Raw genomic sequence first — 13,929 nt, 5'->3', positions numbered from 1 at the left:
TTTTTATTATGGCAAAAACGAAGAAGGAAACCCCGCTTATGACGCAGTACAATACCATCAAGGCAAAATACCCTGATGCACTGCTGCTGTTCCGGGTTGGGGACTTTTACGAAACGTTCGGACAGGATGCTGTGAAGACATCCCAGATCTTAGGTATTGTTCTTACCAAAAGAGCCAATGGTGAGGGGCATATTGAGCTGGCAGGATTTCCACACCACTCGGTGGATTCTTATCTTCCCAAACTGGTAAGAGCCGGGATGAGGGTGGCGATCTGCGATCAGCTCGAAGATCCGAAAATGGTTAAAGGAATTGTGAAAAGAGGCGTTACAGAGCTTGTAACTCCGGGAGTAACTTTTAATGACCAGGTTCTGAATTCAAAAAAGAATAATTTCCTTCTTTCCCTTCATAAAGAAAAAGAAAAGTACGGAATTGCCATGGTGGATGTTTCTACCGGAGAGTTTCTGGTAAGTGAGGGGAATCTTGAAAAGATCCTGCACATCATCACTACTTTTGACCCGAGTGAAATTGTTTTCCAGAGAAGCATTCAGCTCCCGGAACAGCTAAAAAACAAAAGTGCTTTTAAACTTGAAGACTGGGCGTTCCAGTATAATTTTGCCTACGAAAAACTGACTTCCCATTTTAAAACGAATTCCCTAAAAGGTTTTGGGGTTGAAAATCTTCCGCTTGCGATTACAGCAGCAGGAGCCATTTTTGCCTATCTTGTGGAAGATACCCATCACAACCTGCTTGCCCATATCACAAAACTTCAGACCATCCCGCAGGAAGATTATCTGATGATGGACAATTTTACCTTAAGGAACCTTGAAATCGTTTATCCGAGCAATCCACAGGGAAAATCTCTGCTGGATATTATCGATAAAACATCGACCCCGATGGGTGGAAGATTATTGAGAAGAAGGATTATCCTTCCTTTAAAATCTGTGGACGAGATCATGAGAAGGCTTTCCCTGATCGACTTTCTGAATGAAAACGACCAGTTAAAGTATGAAATCTGCCAGCTGCTGAAATCTATCTCGGATCTGGACAGGTTGATGGGTAAACTGGCTGCAGAAAAAATATCACCGAAAGAGCTGGGCTATTTGCGTCAGAGTTTGATTAATATTCATCAGATCAAAGCATTACTTCATCCGCATGCTGATGTGCTTGCCTGGCTGGAACCGTTGTTTGATATGGAAGAGCTTATTAAGTTTTTGCAGAACCATCTTAATGAAGAGCTTCCGGTCAACCTTTCCAAAGGGAATATCGTTAAAGAAGGCATCTCGGAGGAGCTCGACAGGCTGAGAAGCCTTCAAAGCAAAGGACGTGGCTTCCTGGACGAAATGTGCCAGAGAGAAATAGAAAGAACGGGGATTTCAAGCCTTAAAATAGATTTCAATAATGTTTTCGGATATTATATAGAAGTAAGGAATGCCCATAAAGATAAAGTTCCGGCTGACTGGTTAAGAAAGCAAACGCTTGTTAATGCAGAACGTTATATTACCGAAGAACTGAAAGAATACGAAAGTCAGATCCTGGGAGCTGAAGAAAAGATAAGTGTTCTGGAGAATGAACTGTACAGAAACGTATGCTCTGAAACTATGGTTTATATGGATCAGATCCAAGGCAACTCCAATATTATTGCGCAAATTGATGTAGCAGTAGGATTGTCTGAACTTGCTGTTTCTGAGAGTTATACAAAGCCGGTTCTTAACCAGGGGTATGCTATAGATTTAAAAGAAGCAAGACACCCGATCATAGAAAATGCACTTCCGTTAGGAGAAAAATATATCCCGAACGATATCTTTTTAGATAAAGATTCGCAGCAGATTATTATGGTGACAGGACCGAACATGGCCGGTAAATCCGCAATCCTGCGCCAGACGGCTATTGTATGTCTTCTGGCCCAGATTGGAAGTTTTGTTCCTGCAAAACATGCTGAAATAGGGATTTTAGATAAAATTTTCACAAGGGTAGGGGCTACCGACAATATTTCTGCCGGAGAATCTACTTTTATGGTGGAAATGAATGAGGCTGCCAATATTCTGAACAATATCTCTGAGCGCAGTCTTATCCTGCTGGATGAGATTGGCCGCGGAACATCTACTTATGATGGGGTTTCCATTGCATGGGCTATTGCAGAATACCTTCACCAGCATCCTACACAGGCAAAAACTTTATTCGCAACGCATTACCATGAGCTGAATGAAATGACCGTTAATTTTGAACGGGTGAAAAATTTCCACGTTTCCATACAGGAAAATAAAGGTAATATCATTTTCTTAAGAAAACTGATTCCGGGAGGAAGTGAGCACAGTTTCGGGATTCATGTTGCTAAACTAGCAGGAATGCCTTCAAAAGTGGTCAACAGGGCCAATGAGATCCTGAAAACCCTTGAAGCAAGCCGGGCCCAAACCACAAGCACTACCGAAAGTATTAAAAGAGTAACGGAAGAAAATATGCAGCTCTCTTTTTTCCAGCTGGATGACCCTGTTCTGGAAAATATCCGCGAAGAGCTTACCAAAATAGACATCAATACTTTAACGCCGATTGAAGCATTAATGAAACTCAATTCGATAAAAAAGATGATTGGAGGGTAGCTCTGAATCCTTTTTAAGTTAATTACTTTAAAATATAAATTATATAAAAAATGACCGGAATTATCCGGTCATTTACTATTTGTATTGTACTGCGAAATTAGCAACAGTATCCATCATTACCTCTCGGTCCGATTATAATGAAGTGACCTACACCTCTAAGCTTACATTCGCCTTCCGCACACGAGCTGGCGCCTCCGTTGATGGCCTTTAGCTCCTTTTTGGTAAGCTTTCTGTTTTGGATGTTTGAAATTTTCATATTGTTTTGATTTCAGTATTAATTAAATTTTTAACAACAGTATCCATCCTGAACACCATAAACGCCATATAGCTCTATCCCGGTTTCAGGATCGGTGCAGCTTATCACTCTTGGACAAACAGGTCTTGCTCCTTTAATCTCTTTCAACTCATTTTTTGAAAGTCTTTTTTTCTGGAAATTTGATTTTTTCATAATAAAATTTGATTTGATTGTATGCTAATTTACAGTTTTATTTCATTTAATTCATTGCATTGGGATAAAATGTAAAGGGATTTTTAAAACACTTAACAAAGTTTAACAGATTGATATTTAGAGAAAAGGAAAGCATTTACTAATTTTAAGCATGAAAAATTTACTATGCCTGCTGATTCTTTGTTTTTGCTTTTCTGCTTTCCGGGCCCAGCAGACAGAAGTGCATTCTGTGAAGTATGAGGAGCTTGAAAAAAAGATACAGGAAGAGGGTGATAAACTGCTGGTTGTCAATTTCTGGGCAACAACCTGCGCTCCCTGCGTCAAGGAATTGCCGGATTTTATGGAGGTTAACAATAAGTTTAAAGATAATCCAAAATTCAAAATGATCCTGGTTTCGCTAGACAGGCTTGTGGATCAAGAAAGAGTCATTAAATTTATCAAAAATAAAAACCTTACAGCTGAGGTTGTGCTTCTAGATGATATCAAAAGAATGAATACCTGGATTCCGAAGTTTGAAAAAAACTGGGATGGAAATATTCCGGTAACCATTTTTTATAAAAACGGCGAAAAAGTACATTTCAACGATGGGGAAATGAGTAAGGAAGACCTTGAAAAAACCATCAACAATCACTTAAAATAAAAAAATAGATATGAAAAACCTGAAAATTGTAATGACAGCATTGATTGCCGGGCTAGTACTGCTAAGCTTTACCACGCCGGGTCATGGAAAAAATAATGTTGCTCCAATACATTCATCAACTCCTGTAAAAGGGTATGAAGTAGGCGACGAAGCAGCAGATTTTAAGCTGAAGAATATTGATGGAAAAATGGTCTCTTTAAGCGAATTCAAAACTGCTAAAGGATTTATCGTCGTTTTTACCTGCAACCATTGCCCTTATGCAAAGAAATACGAAGACAGAATTGTGGAGCTAGATAAGAAATTCAAAGATCAGGGTTATCCTGTTATTGCGGTAAACCCCAATGATCCCAATGTACAGCCGGAAGACGGTTACCAGCAAATGATCGAAAGGGCAAAACAGAAGGGATTCACTTTTCCTTATCTGGTGGATGAAGGACAGAAGATCTACCCTTTGTATGGAGCAACAAAAACACCGCATGTTTTTGTTCTGCAGAAGGAAAACGGAAAAAATATCGTGAAATATATCGGTGCCATCGACAATAATTATGATAACCCGAATGATGTTTCAGAATATTATGTTCAGGATGCCGTAAATGCTCTGATTAAAGGAGAGCCGGTAAAAATGACAAAAACTGTAGCCATAGGATGTACAATTAAAGTGAAGAAATAATATCTTTGCTTTATAATCTATACTGAATCGGTATTCCAAGAATACCGATTTTTTATCGCTAAAAATTGAATTCTGCCGCATGATTCAATAGTAGTGGGTTTTAGCCCGCTTAACTAATAATCAGTTAAAGGCTTTAGCCAAAATCTAAAACACATGAAATTTAAATTCAGCCTTACCTATCTTCTTCTCACCATTTTCATTTTCCTGACAGAAGTCCTGATTGCCACAAAACTGGCGGATATTTTCTTTGTAAGAGCCTATCTTGGGGATGTTATTGTAGTGATGCTTCTGTATACATTGGTTAAAACCTTCGTGAGGATGAATGATGAAAAACTGATCCTTGGGATCCTGATTTTTTCATGCATTATTGAGTTCGCACAATACTTTACTATTGCAGAAAAACTAGGCTTCCGTCCTGGAAGCCTGATGTATATTGTTATCGGAAATTCTTTCTCCTGGATCGATATTCTTTGTTATGCCGCAGGATGCTTATTGCTGTTCTTTTGGATAAAGCTGAATCCGGAAAGAGAAAAACAGACTATTGCAGGTTAAAAACCAAAGGTTGTCTCATCAGATTTCTGACCTTTTTACCATCCTGCTCGGCAGGAATCCATTTGGTCTTCACCATTTTCAGTGCTCTCAGAAATTCATCCCTCACTATTTTATATTCATAGGATTCAATTTTGATATCTACCATATTTCCTTCTGTGTCTACTATAAAAGTTGCAACAGCTTTTGCGCTCATGATCTCTGCTTTGACCATCGGATAGGTGCGGAAATACTTTAAAACCTCTGTTACAAAAGCCCGGTGACCTCCAGGGAATTCAGGAGGTTTTGTTGATGCGGATTCTGCAACAGCCATTGTTTGATGTCCCGGAACTACTGTAGAATCTTTCTGTGCAGCAACGGAAACAGCCCGGAATACCAGAATAAATAACAAATACTTTTTCATGATTTCAAATTATCTTCCGAAACTGTCATATTTATCTTCTGCATACTTGATAAAACGGTTCAGCAAGGCCACATTCTCTTTTTCCATGGGCGAAAGTTCTTTGTCTACGTTGTTGGAAACAGGGATATACCAGTCTGTTTGCTCAAAGAAATACCGGTAAGTTTCCTTTTTGAAGGAATAACCATGTCTTGCAAAAACAGAATTTTTAATGATTTCCAGGTCTATTTTCCTTAAATTTTTAAGCTCCTTTTCAGTAAGTTTCTGTTTAGAGGCATTCAGCTTAAAAATAGCTTCAGAAGCGACCCTGTTTTTAGAGGTGGTATAGCTTTCCGTTTTTCCGGTTTCTTCATCGGTATACTTTTCTACAAAATCCTTAGGATTGGACCAGTCGACAAGGTCAGAATCCTTGTCCAGCATAAAATTCGGGTTGTAGACAAATTCTTTTTTAGAAAGCTTAACCGTTTTTAAAGGAGATTTTACCGCTGTTTTATTAAATGCATTCCATTTTCCTGTGATGCTGTCTCCGCTTAGCTTTATTTCAAACCTGCCGTCGGTTTTATCATTTCCTGGTTCATCCAGCACAAAAGATTTCGTGCTTTCATTAAAGACACCCCTGAACGGGCGCTGGTTTCCATTCACAATACTTTGGCCGTAAACACTGTCTTTGGTAATTCTGTTGATCTTCAGGGAAAGCCTTTTATTAACGTAATCCTCATATTCCTCGCCATCTTCAGCTGTAATCATTTCTTTTCCTGCAAAATTCCCCATGTAAATTCCATAATATTCTTTATAGATTTCAGGAACTACAGCGGAATCCTTTTTTGCGATGACAGAATCTTTTCCTGCTTCGTTTATTTTTCCGTCTTTCTTACAGCTTATCAGAGAAATGGCAAGCAATGAGGCTAATGTGTAATTTAGAATTTTCATATCTGTTTTTTTGTGATTAAATATTCAATTAAAAGGATGTTGGGTATCCAGCCCAGCCATGCAATGATCTGGTAAACATCCATAGGATTCGGGTGGAATAAATATACAATAATTACTTTCCAGATCCGTAAAGTGAGCGCAGATAAAGTGAGGGCAAAACTCCGCCACATCCATTGCTTATGTTCTTTAAACCTTTTCTGTCTTGCCGATCGATAGGCTTTATAAGTTGTCAGCCACCAGAGAAATCCTAAAATAACGAACGAAATCTTCGAAAGGAAACCTCCGTTGGCAAAAAGTCCCATGTAAATTCCGGAGGGAGCAGCAAAAATAAGAATCATAAAAATATAGATCTTACCTATATTTTTATGAAAGTTTTTAAAGCCAAAATCTTTTCTGAGGATAGCCAGAAAGCCGGAAATTAAAACAAAAATACTGGTGTAAACGTGGGTATAGAAAAAAGGAAGATATTCCGGCCTGTCCTGAACTTCCGTCTGTTTGATCATCAGAAAGCTCACATTCGGATTAAAAGGAATGTATTCCAGTGTAATTTTGAGCATTAACCAAAAGAAATATCCAAACCCTGCTATTAGAAGAGTTTTTAGAAAAAAAGGGATATGTTTTTTGGTGGTAAGCATTTATCGTTACGACGGATTATTTAAATGTTGTGAAATAAGCCACGCCTCACTCCAGCATGCCTGAAAATTGAAACCTCCCGTCACAGCATCAATATTCAAAACCTCTCCGGCGATATGAAAATTCGGGAGCAGTTTTGATGACATGTTTTTAAAGTTAATTTCCTTTAAATCAACACCTCCGGCGGTTACAAACTCATCTTTGAAAGTAGATTTTCCTGTTACTTTTAGCTTCTTTCGGCAAAGATTTTCAAGGATTTTCTGCATTTCTTTTCCGGAAATATTGGAAACCTGTTTATTGAGATCAACCTGTGAAATCTCTACGATCTTTTGCCAGAAACGGTTCGTAATGTCAAAAATTTTTGCCTGTCCGATTGTCTTCTTAGGATTGGATTGCTTAAAATTCTGAAAATCCTCTTCAGCTTCATCTATAGGTTTTGAAATAAAATTGACTTCAATTTCAAAGTTATATTTAAGATTTGCGAGACTTATCGCTTCCCATGCGGAAATTTTCAAAACAGCAGGTCCGGAGAGCCCCCAATGAGTAATAAGCAATGGTCCGCTTTCCTCTGTTTTTAATTTGGGAATTGAAATTTCGGCATTCTCAAAGCTTGTTCCTGGTAGATCTTTCAGCAAATCATCCTTTATATTGAATGTAAAAAGAGATGGAACAAGGTCAACGATTTTGTGGCCCAGATTTTCAATGATTTTCAGCGATTTCGGAGAGCTTCCGGTCGCATAAACGATATAATCTGCATGAAAGTCGTCCAAGCTTGTTTTTACAATGTACTTTTCATCCTGCTTTTCAATCTCCTTAACGGAACATTTCGTTTTAACCTCTACATTCTTTTTTTGAATCTCATTCAGGAAAGTATTTATAATGGTCTGTGAAGAATTGCTTTCCGGAAAAACCCGGTTATCATTTTCAATTTTCAAAGGAATATTGCGCTGATCAAACCAATCCATGGTATCTCCCGGCTGAAATTTGGTGAAAACACTGAGCAATTCCTTATTTCCTCTTGGATAAAACTGAACCAGTTCTCTGGGATCAAAGCAGGCATGGGTCACATTGCAGCGTCCGCCTCCTGAAATTTTTACTTTCTGAAGGACATCGGAATTCTGTTCCAGGATGGTAATCTTATATTTTTTTTCGTCAAGGTTGGATGCGCAGAAAAAGCCTGCCGCACCGCCTCCGATAATGATGATCTGTTTCATGTATTTGCAATCCTATGCTGAAGATTATTTTTTCAAAAGTACAATTTTTATAAACCATCTTATTTGAGTAATTTTGAAGAATATAATTTAATCATACTAAAAACGACTTTTACATGATTTTTTACCATAAATTCGAAGTACGCTGGAGTGATCTGGATGCCAATAAACACCTAGCCAATTCATCATACGTGCAGTATTGCGCCCAATCAAGAATGGCCTTTATGACCAAGGAAAAAATGGGGGTTACCCAGCTGAGCAGATGGGGGATAGGCCCGGTGATCCTGCATGAAAGATATTCTTTTTTCAAAGAGATCTATGCAGACCAGACGGTGATCGTCAGCCTTGAGATCGACGGATGTTCTGAAGATTCTTCCATCTACCGGTTTGTTCATAAATTTTATACGCCGGACGGGGTGCACTGTGCCACTGCAGAAGCTACAGGAGTATGGATCGATATGATGCTCAGAAAAATGACTACACCACCAGATGATGTGGTGGAAGCCATGAACAAATACAAAAGCCCGGAAACTGTTGTAATGAGCAGGGAAGATTTCAAAAAGCTTCCTTTTCATCCCAACAATGTGGACCCGGCAGAAATTAATATATAAATGATGAATGATGATTGATCAATGATGGGGATGAAAATATTGTATTCTTGATACATCAATTATCATTGATCAGTAATCACTTATAAACAAAAAAATATGTTTGAAGATAAATCACAGGAACTTACCCCTATCTCTAAATTAGGAGAGTTCGGTCTTATAAAGCATTTAACGGAATATTTCCCGCTGGCCAATGAGTCTTCTGAGCTTGGAGTGGGAGATGATGCTGCTGTAATTAATCCCGGAAGCAAAAAAGTGGTTCTTACTACTGATGTCCTGGCAGAAGGAGTTCATTTTAACTTAGGCTATGTCCCTTTAAAACATTTAGGATACAAAGCTGTTGTGGTGAACCTGAGCGACATTGCCGCGATGAATGCTGTGCCGACCCAGATTCTGGTTTCTCTGGCAGTTTCCAACCGTTTTCCGGTGGAAGCTTTGGAAGAAATCTATTCCGGAATTCAGGCTGCCTGTACAAGATATAAAGTAGACCTGATTGGAGGAGATACCACAAGTTCCAACTCTGGATTGGTGATGAGTATTACTGCTGTAGGGATTGAAAATGAAGAGAATATTGTAAAAAGAAGCGGTGCCATACCGAATGACCTTTTGGTAGTCAGCGGAGATCTTGGCGGAGCTTACATGGGACTTCAGATCCTTGAAAGAGAGCATGCTGTTTTCCTTGCAGACCCAAATATGCAGCCGGAAATGGAAGGCTACGACTATATCCTGGAAAGACAGCTTAAGCCGGAGGCCAGAACAGATGTGAAAGGGATGCTGGAAGAGCTGGATATCAAACCTACTTCAATGATTGATATTTCTGATGGGCTGGCTTCAGAAATCCTTCATCTTTCTGACCAGTCTAAAACCGGTTTCAGATTATATGAAGAGAAAATCCCGATGGACAGCCTTACGATTTCTACAGCCGATGAAATGAACCTTAATCCGGTAATGACTGCATTGAGCGGTGGTGAAGATTATGAACTTCTGTTCACTATTTCTCCTAATGATTTTGATAAAATTAAAAACCATCCGGATTTCACAATCATTGGTCATGCGGTAGAAAAGGAAGAAGGAAATTATATGGTTGCCAGAGGATCCAATCAGTTAATTCCCCTTACAGCACAAGGGTGGGATGCTTTTTTAGGGAATCAGCAGGAAGGATAGAAATTATATTTAATTTATAATATTGTAAAAAACCACAGCAGAAATACTGTGGTTTTTTAGATAGTAAACTTCTCTGATCTTATAGGTTTATTTTTTTTCCAGTAATTGAATATAATAGGAAGGGGGCATATTGGCTCTGTTTTTAAAAGCATTGATAAAAGTGGAGGCGCTTTTATAACCAATCTCTTCAGATATTGTTTTAATAGTATATTTCCGTAGCTTAGGATTTTCACTTAGTTCTTTTAAAATATAACTGATCCTCAAGTCATTTACATACTCTGAAAATGTCATCCCTTTATGCTGATTTATTATTTGAGACAAATAAGTGGTATTCGTATTAACCTGCTTTGCAATATGGGAAAGCTTGAAATCATTAGACAGGAATTTTTTATCCAGCTCCATTAAGGTAATTTTTTTAAGAATCCGTCTAACCAATTCATCTTCTATTATTAAAGGAACTTCTTCTTTTTGAGCTATAAGAGCATACATACTGGAATTATTAATTTCATCAATCTTTTGAGGGAACTCTGAGAAGATGATCTTCTTTCTTTTATTATTTCTGTAAATGATATAAAGTATAATTATGGAGAATATCAATATGATTAAAGCAATTGACAGAAAACTATATCTTTTATTGTTATTTAACATCTCTTCGGATAAAAACGTTATTTCCTGCTGTTCATTCATTCTCAGGAAAGTATGTCCTGAATTATCCCAGTTTTTTTTCTTTTCCATTTCAGCCATGCTGAGTTTTGCAAACTTATAGGCATTTTTATGATCCCCGGTGTTTTCATAGTTAATGCTCAGTAAATGATACATTTTTAATTTACTTTCATAGGTATGGTTTACTTTATTATTTAGCTTATTAATGTAATAAAATGCTGAGTCAGTTTTATTGAGAAATGTGTATATTTCTGCTTTTCCAAGCCAGATTGCCTCGCTTGAAAAATTTTCTTTCATAAGCAATGAGTCCTTTTCACATGTATTATAGAGGGATAATGAATAGCGGTATTGCTTTTTCAGCAGAGCAATATTTGCCAGATGGTCAATCAGTACAGATTTGGAATATTGGGAGTAATCTGGTGATCTCTTCAGCACTTTATAAGCCTTTTCATAATTAATTTTGGAAGAATCCAGATACGTCTTTTTGCCGGTATCTTTAAACCATTTAATAAATGCATCTCCCTTGGCATTATAAGTAAGAGCAATCTCTTCCGGCTTAGAAAAATGACTATAAAGAACATCTCCTGTATCCAGCAGAATGTCATTTATTCGGAGATTAAGGGTCTGAATTCCTTTTTTGTAGTTTCCTAATTCTATATTCGCAACAGCAAAAAAAAGTCTTTGTTTTTTCTTCTGTACAGAGTTCATCCTTTTTGAAAAAAATTGCAGATATTTTAATCCTTGTGAAACATTTCCCAGTCTCTTTTCAATATAAAACAGTCCTGATATGCCAATATGCTTCAAGTTTTCATAATCTGCAGAGGTAAGTTGGGTCTTATTATTTTCAATCTTGTTCAATATCGTTAAGTAAGCTTTTTCTGCATTCAGGTATTCACCTTTTTTATATAAAGCAGAGGCAGAATCAAGTTTAATCAGTAAATCATAACGTAATGAATATTCAGAAGGGGGCTTGAATTTTATATTTTCATTATTTAGATTGATGTTCACCAAATCCATTCGATCTTTTTTTATTAAGTCATCTGTTTCTGCTGAGAATTTTTGGTCTGCCGCATTTCGAGAAAATATTTTTAGACCTATAAGAAAAGCATGTACAATTAGTACTCTTTTTATTAAAATCATTTGTGCGTGTGTTTGTATTTTCAAATTTATTCAAAAATCATATTCAATCTATATAATTAGGACACTTTTTGGTGATAAAAATTACGGCTATTTGATTTAATTGTTTGTAATTCAGCGCTTTGATTATGATCAAATTTATAAATTCATTCAATGGATTTATAAATTCAGTGGATGTTTCGTTTTATAGAATTTAAAGTTTGAATAGTTTTACTCAGATATATTATTGTAAAATTATATCTAAAGAAATCCAATGAAACTTCATATCTGGGCTGGTTATGTGTTCAGGAAAGACTATAAACTCAACAGTTGGAAATATGTTGAAAAGCATATTGAAGAAAAGGACATTTACCAAATATCTCTTCTGCTAAAAAATGATGGAAAATGAATTAATCTGGGTGAAATGAATGCCAAACGTCTAGAAAAAATAAAAAAGTTGGGGGAAGAGATTAGCAAACTCAGAAACAGCAGTACTCTTAATCAATAAATTATCATCAAAATTAATAATCAGATGTGGCTCGAACAGCTAGCATAGCAAACAAAAAATATCTCATGAAAAAAATTCTATTATTCGCTTTAGTGTCCTTCTCAAATTTTTATTTTTCTCAATCTTGGAATATTCAGGGAAATGCAGGCACCAATCCTGCAACCGACTTTATCGGGACAACAGATAATAAAGATTTGGTCTTCCGGACAAATAACGCCGAACGATTCAAAATTGCTGACGGCAGAATGTTTTTCAATATCAATACAATTGATGGGGACGGAATTGATATCATTGATAATACCCCAAATAAGAACAGCGGAACAGATGTGGTATGGATTAAAAGTGTTCATCCTCAGTCTAATGATGTTGGGCTTTTAACTATCTCTACTTCCAATTGGCTGTATCCTATATTTTCAGCAAGAGAAAATGGAAAAATTCTGATGGGTGTTAATGCTTACAATGTTTCTTTGTCTTCTTGCTCAGACTGTAGCAATTACAGGCTGTTTGTAAAAGATGGAATTAAGACTGAAAAGGTAAAAGTAGATGTTGCCTCTGCAAACGGCTGGGCAGATTATGTATTCAAGAAAGATTATAAACTCAACAGTTTGGAATATGTTGAAAAGCATATTGAAGAAAAAGGTCATTTACCGAATATCCCTTCTGCTAAAGAAGTGGTGGAAAACGGAATTAATCTGGGTGAAATGAATGCCAAACTTCTTGAAAAAATAGAAGAACTGACATTATATGTTATTAAGCTTAACAAGGATTTTAAAAAGCTGGAGGAAGAGAATAATAAACTTAGAAACAATAGCAGTCTTGCTCAATAAACCATCGTCAAATTAAATAATCATATGTGGCTCGAAGAGCTAACATAATAAAAACAAGAAAACATATTATGAAAAAAATTCTATTATTTGCTTTAGTGTCCTTCTCGAATTTCTATTTTTCTCAATCTTGGAATCTAACCGGAAATTCGGGAACAAACCCAACTGACAATTTTATTGGAACAACCGACGATAAGGAACTAGTCATTAAAACTAATAATATGGAAAGGTTAAGGGTTTTTGCTGGCCCTTATGCTAACGGTATGGTGATAGGCAATGTAACGGCAACGGGTACAGCAAGAGGAAGATTAGAGATTGCAAGTGTACTTTGTAATGGTTGTGCCTCTAACTGGTCTGTACCTTCAGATATTGTTATTAGAAATCTGGGGAGTAGAAATATGGAGTTTCATATGCCAAATAACAATGCAATTGATCCAAATTCAGATGTAACTACTCCTAACTCACCGGGAATTACAAAAATAAAATTTTCGGACAGTGTTCATAAAAGTAACCTTGTTGTATTCAATACAGGAAAAGTAACGGTAGGGACAGATCAGTACGATAGTGATCCTAACTATATTTTCTATGTAAGAAAAGGAATAAAAGCTGAACAGATCAAAGTTGAAAGCCCTGCTGCAAACGGCTGGGCAGATTATGTATTCAAAAAAGATTACAAACTCAACAGTTTAGAAACCGTTGAAAAGCATATTGAAGAAAAAGGACATTTGCCGAATATCCCTTCTGCTAAAGAAGTAAAAGAGAACGGAATCAATTTAGGCGAAATGGATGCTAAACTTCTTGAAAAAATAGAGGAGTTAACCCTATATGTTATTCAGCTTAATAAAGATGTAAAACAATTAGGCGACGAAAACAAGGAGCTTAAAAAAACGATAGAATCACTGAGCAAATAAACTGGAGAAAACAGCTCTGGCTTTTCTCAATAAATATTGTAACAGCCTTTAATTGTA

General features: G+C 36.8%; 15 protein-coding genes. 8 read left to right on the top strand and 7 right to left on the bottom strand.

Features of this window, described 5'->3' with window-relative positions; genetic code table 11:
* The first annotated feature begins 8 nt into the window (after positions 1 to 8).
* Positions 9 to 2,597 (top strand): DNA mismatch repair protein MutS, encoded by a 2,589-nt coding sequence (gene mutS / locus ACM40_RS03950; RefSeq protein WP_048501498.1) that lies wholly within the window; start codon positions 9 to 11, stop codon positions 2,595 to 2,597.
* A 97-nt stretch (positions 2,598 to 2,694) separates the two neighbouring features.
* Here the strand turns inward: mutS and ACM40_RS20355 are convergent, their stop codons facing one another.
* Positions 2,695 to 2,853, bottom strand: a complete 159-nt coding sequence (locus ACM40_RS20355; protein ID WP_117614851.1) for a bacteriocin — start codon at positions 2,851 to 2,853, stop codon at positions 2,695 to 2,697.
* 30 nt (positions 2,854 to 2,883) lie between these two features.
* A complete protein-coding gene (locus tag ACM40_RS20470) occupies positions 2,884 to 3,045 on the bottom strand; it encodes a hypothetical protein (protein WP_165579270.1) in 162 nt (53 codons plus the stop codon).
* 151 nt (positions 3,046 to 3,196) lie between these two features.
* Here ACM40_RS20470 and ACM40_RS03945 point away from each other — a divergent pair, with 151 nt between their 5' ends.
* From ACM40_RS03945 to ACM40_RS03935, 3 genes are all read left to right on the top strand, one after another.
* Positions 3,197 to 3,685 carry a TlpA family protein disulfide reductase gene (locus ACM40_RS03945; protein ID WP_048501497.1) on the top strand — a complete coding sequence of 163 codons (489 nt, stop codon included), beginning with the start codon at positions 3,197 to 3,199 and terminating at the stop codon, positions 3,683 to 3,685.
* A 10-nt stretch (positions 3,686 to 3,695) separates the two neighbouring features.
* A complete protein-coding gene (locus ACM40_RS03940) occupies positions 3,696 to 4,355 on the top strand; it encodes a thioredoxin family protein (protein ID WP_053077091.1) in 660 nt (219 codons plus the stop codon).
* Between the two features lie 153 nt (positions 4,356 to 4,508).
* Positions 4,509 to 4,907: a DUF2809 domain-containing protein gene (locus ACM40_RS03935; protein WP_048501496.1), complete on the top strand. Its 399-nt coding sequence runs from the start codon at positions 4,509 to 4,511 to the stop codon at positions 4,905 to 4,907.
* On the opposite strand, the gene ACM40_RS03930 is transcribed toward ACM40_RS03935, so the two are convergent.
* From ACM40_RS03930 to ACM40_RS03915, 4 genes are read right to left on the bottom strand one after another with little or no spacing between them, the layout of a single operon-like run.
* Positions 4,894 to 5,307 carry a hypothetical protein gene (locus ACM40_RS03930; protein WP_048501495.1) on the bottom strand — a complete coding sequence of 138 codons (414 nt, stop codon included), beginning with the start codon at positions 5,305 to 5,307 and terminating at the stop codon, positions 4,894 to 4,896. The two genes, ACM40_RS03935 and ACM40_RS03930, sit on opposite strands and share 14 nt — an antisense overlap.
* Before the next feature lie 9 nt (positions 5,308 to 5,316).
* The gene (locus ACM40_RS03925; RefSeq protein WP_048501494.1) at positions 5,317 to 6,234 is read right to left on the bottom strand and encodes a YARHG domain-containing protein; all 918 of its coding nucleotides are present in this window, start codon (positions 6,232 to 6,234) and stop codon (positions 5,317 to 5,319) included.
* The gene (locus ACM40_RS03920; RefSeq protein WP_048501493.1) at positions 6,231 to 6,869 is read right to left on the bottom strand and encodes a DUF2306 domain-containing protein; all 639 of its coding nucleotides are present in this window, start codon (positions 6,867 to 6,869) and stop codon (positions 6,231 to 6,233) included. Before ACM40_RS03920 ends, ACM40_RS03925 begins: the two co-directional genes overlap by 4 nt.
* Before the next feature lie 6 nt (positions 6,870 to 6,875).
* The gene (locus tag ACM40_RS03915) at positions 6,876 to 8,081 is read right to left on the bottom strand and encodes an NAD(P)/FAD-dependent oxidoreductase (protein WP_048501492.1); all 1,206 of its coding nucleotides are present in this window, start codon (positions 8,079 to 8,081) and stop codon (positions 6,876 to 6,878) included.
* A 113-nt stretch (positions 8,082 to 8,194) separates the two neighbouring features.
* Between ACM40_RS03915 and ACM40_RS03910 the strand changes: the two genes are divergently transcribed.
* Together ACM40_RS03910 and thiL are read left to right on the top strand one after the other, a co-directional pair.
* A complete protein-coding gene (locus ACM40_RS03910; RefSeq protein WP_048501491.1) occupies positions 8,195 to 8,689 on the top strand; it encodes an acyl-CoA thioesterase in 495 nt (164 codons plus the stop codon).
* A gap of 96 nt (positions 8,690 to 8,785) precedes the next feature.
* On the top strand, positions 8,786 to 9,850 hold the full coding sequence (gene thiL / locus ACM40_RS03905) for a thiamine-phosphate kinase (protein WP_048501490.1): 1,065 nt from the start codon (positions 8,786 to 8,788) through the stop codon (positions 9,848 to 9,850).
* An 87-nt stretch (positions 9,851 to 9,937) separates the two neighbouring features.
* Here the strand turns inward: thiL and ACM40_RS03900 are convergent, their stop codons facing one another.
* A complete protein-coding gene (locus tag ACM40_RS03900; protein WP_165579269.1) occupies positions 9,938 to 11,530 on the bottom strand; it encodes a helix-turn-helix domain-containing protein in 1,593 nt (530 codons plus the stop codon).
* A gap of 672 nt (positions 11,531 to 12,202) precedes the next feature.
* On the opposite strand from ACM40_RS03900, the gene ACM40_RS03895 reads away from it, so the two are divergent.
* The gene (locus tag ACM40_RS03895) at positions 12,203 to 12,964 is read left to right on the top strand and encodes a hypothetical protein (RefSeq protein ID WP_048501488.1); all 762 of its coding nucleotides are present in this window, start codon (positions 12,203 to 12,205) and stop codon (positions 12,962 to 12,964) included.
* Positions 12,965 to 13,182: 218 nt separating this feature from the next.
* Positions 13,183 to 13,872 carry a hypothetical protein gene (locus ACM40_RS20155; protein ID WP_131705327.1) on the top strand — a complete coding sequence of 230 codons (690 nt, stop codon included), beginning with the start codon at positions 13,183 to 13,185 and terminating at the stop codon, positions 13,870 to 13,872.
* Positions 13,873 to 13,929: the final 57 nt, after the last annotated feature.

The organism is Chryseobacterium sp. BLS98, from assembly GCF_001045445.1.
Lineage (GTDB): Bacteria > Bacteroidota > Bacteroidia > Flavobacteriales > Weeksellaceae > Chryseobacterium.
This window is presented reverse-complemented; position numbering and strand designations above follow the sequence as displayed.

Coding starts and splice junctions, on each gene's coding strand:
- thiL (WP_048501490.1), top strand. CDS start 8,786: ATGTTTGAAGATAAATCACAGGAACTTACCCCTATCTCTAAATTAGGA.
- ACM40_RS03930 (WP_048501495.1), bottom strand. CDS start 5,307: ATGAAAAAGTATTTGTTATTTATTCTGGTATTCCGGGCTGTTTCCGTT.
- ACM40_RS03945 (WP_048501497.1), top strand. CDS start 3,197: ATGAAAAATTTACTATGCCTGCTGATTCTTTGTTTTTGCTTTTCTGCT.
- ACM40_RS03940 (WP_053077091.1), top strand. CDS start 3,696: ATGAAAAACCTGAAAATTGTAATGACAGCATTGATTGCCGGGCTAGTA.
- ACM40_RS03915 (WP_048501492.1), bottom strand. CDS start 8,081: ATGAAACAGATCATCATTATCGGAGGCGGTGCGGCAGGCTTTTTCTGC.
- ACM40_RS03910 (WP_048501491.1), top strand. CDS start 8,195: ATGATTTTTTACCATAAATTCGAAGTACGCTGGAGTGATCTGGATGCC.
- ACM40_RS03895 (WP_048501488.1), top strand. CDS start 12,203: ATGAAAAAAATTCTATTATTCGCTTTAGTGTCCTTCTCAAATTTTTAT.
- ACM40_RS03925 (WP_048501494.1), bottom strand. CDS start 6,234: ATGAAAATTCTAAATTACACATTAGCCTCATTGCTTGCCATTTCTCTG.
- ACM40_RS20155 (WP_131705327.1), top strand. CDS start 13,183: ATGGAAAGGTTAAGGGTTTTTGCTGGCCCTTATGCTAACGGTATGGTG.
- ACM40_RS20355 (WP_117614851.1), bottom strand. CDS start 2,853: ATGAAAATTTCAAACATCCAAAACAGAAAGCTTACCAAAAAGGAGCTA.
- mutS (WP_048501498.1), top strand. CDS start 9: ATGGCAAAAACGAAGAAGGAAACCCCGCTTATGACGCAGTACAATACC.
- ACM40_RS03920 (WP_048501493.1), bottom strand. CDS start 6,869: ATGCTTACCACCAAAAAACATATCCCTTTTTTTCTAAAAACTCTTCTA.
- ACM40_RS03935 (WP_048501496.1), top strand. CDS start 4,509: ATGAAATTTAAATTCAGCCTTACCTATCTTCTTCTCACCATTTTCATT.
- ACM40_RS20470 (WP_165579270.1), bottom strand. CDS start 3,045: ATGAAAAAATCAAATTTCCAGAAAAAAAGACTTTCAAAAAATGAGTTG.
- ACM40_RS03900 (WP_165579269.1), bottom strand. CDS start 11,530: ATGGATTTGGTGAACATCAATCTAAATAATGAAAATATAAAATTCAAG.